Annotated in this window: 2 protein-coding genes; both read right to left on the bottom strand. The window is 33.5% G+C overall.

Annotation, left to right across the window (positions count from 1 at the left end; all coding sequences use genetic code 11):
• Nucleotides 1–161 precede the first annotated feature (161 nt).
• Entirely contained in the window at nucleotides 162–1,898 is a 1,737-nt protein-coding gene (locus ACMUOV_RS04015; RefSeq protein WP_413853828.1) for a [Fe-Fe] hydrogenase large subunit C-terminal domain-containing protein, read from the bottom strand.
• 14 nt (nucleotides 1,899–1,912) lie between these two features.
• Nucleotides 1,913–2,100 (bottom strand): (2Fe-2S) ferredoxin domain-containing protein (locus ACMUOV_RS04010; protein WP_413853827.1); only part of this gene is annotated, 188 nt, incomplete at its 5' end.

Raw genomic sequence — 2,100 nt, 5'->3', positions numbered from 1 at the left:
ACATTGTTGATGTCATACATGCAAGAATGTTCGCTTTAATTCCGCTTCCCAATCCGTCGGACAAAACGGCAACGACTCTTTTCATATTAGGCAGTCTTTGGGAAATAAAGAAATCCCCGTAAGCATTTTGATTGTATTTCTTTTTCTGGCAACTTGCTATATCAATAAACATTTCCTTTTTTATCCTTTTCTGTATCGGATTCATAACCTTTCGCTATGGAATTTAATAAAAGTTCCGTTTCTACCATGTGTTCGCCTAATAAACTTGCAATTTCTTGAACGGTTGCAATGTTTTTTGTTATAACTTCTCTTGCTTTTTGTGCAATTTTGCTTCTGTCGGTTTCCGTTTTTGTTACATCGGAAATTACCGCTCCGATAAGTTCGTTATCTTCTATCGAAAATATATTTATATCGTATAATTTATTTCCCGAAGCATAGTGCTTTTGGTCGATATCTTGTCCGCTTGAAAGAGCTGCCTTAAACAGTTCCGCAAACGGAACAACTTTATCCAATAATGCACCTGATAAACCTTCCGAAAAATTTGAAAAGACTTCATACATATCTTCACAAAACATATGTAAAAAAGAATCGTTCGCTTCAACAATTTTAAAATTCGAATCCACTATAACAACGGCCGAGGGCATACATTTTAATACTATTGATGCCTTTTTTACCGCAATTTTTCTCATGTATGAAACACACATTGAAGTTTCGGCATCACCTGCAATAAGAGCATTTACAAAATCTCTGCAGTTCGAATATCCGCATCCGGAACAATTCAGTTCGTCTTCCGGAGAAAATTTGTTAATTTTTCTTAAAGTTTTAACGATTTGTTCCATGGAAAAATCAGGATTTTTTACGGGATTTGGAATATATTCTTCTTTTACAACTTTTCTCGGTTCTTTAGGGATAATATTTCTGTATTGAGTATTAGCATAAATATCGGAAGAAATAAGTATTTTTGATTTTTTACTTGAAAGACAGGGGCCGTTAATGCAACCGCCGGAACAGGCCAAAGCTTCAACAAAAATTTTGTTTTTAATTTTAGCCGAATTTATATTTTGAAAAGATTTATCAAATTGGTCCAAAGAGCTTACGGAAATAAAAGTTACATCGTTTTTATCTATTCCAGTTTTTTTTATCGTCTCATTCATTCCGCCTTCAATAGGATACAAAGAACCTTCAAATGCTTTTTCCGGAATGAAATTACAATCATTATCAATTTCAATATTTTCAAAATCGATAAATTCTTCCTTAAACCAATAATTTAATTCATCAAAAGTTAAAGAAGCAGCCAATAAATTCGGATGAGAATCGGCTTCTTTCTTTTTTGCGATACACGGACCTATAAAAACCACTTCAATATCTTTTCCGAGAAAATCTTTTAAAAATCCCGCATGTGTTAGTGCCGGAGAAGCTATGGGTACGATATTTTTTGCAAATTCAGGTTTATAAAGTCTTATGTAATCGTCTATAACCGGACAAGCTGATGAAATAAAAAGGCCGGATTTTGCGGTATTTAAGATTTTTGCCGTTTGTATTGATACTTCCTGTGCACCTATAGCCGTTTCGCTTACACCGGAAAAACCCAATTTTTTCAATGCCGCAATCATTCTTTTATGTTCAATATTATAAACACCTGTCCAACTCGGTGCTAAAGAAACATAAACTTTTTTTCCCGCAATAAAAAGATTTTTTACGGTTTCAATATCATTTCTTACTCTTTTTGCTCCTGCAGGACAAACCGTAACACAATGCCCGCAAGCTATACATTTGTCGTTTATAACGGATGCTCTTCCCGATTGAATTTTTATTGCTTTTATATGGCATTGTCTTATACATTTATAACAATCGTTACATTCATTTTTCAAAGTATATACGGGATATATTTTATCCATTATGTATAATTCCTTTATATTTTTTTTAATATTTCGCAAAGAATGTCTGCGGTAACATTTTTATATTCGGTTCCGTCAACAATAATTCTCGGACCGTCGGAACACTTGTTTTCACACAGCATCCCCACAACTTTTATTTTTGTATCGGAATTATGTTCCGATATATGTTTTTTTATAAGCTCAAGGTTTTCCGTATTACCTT

This window comes from Candidatus Ruminimicrobium bovinum, from assembly GCF_902760015.1.
GTDB classification, from domain to species: Bacteria; Elusimicrobiota; Endomicrobiia; order Endomicrobiales; family Endomicrobiaceae; genus Ruminimicrobium; species Ruminimicrobium bovinum.
This window is presented reverse-complemented; position numbering and strand designations above follow the sequence as displayed.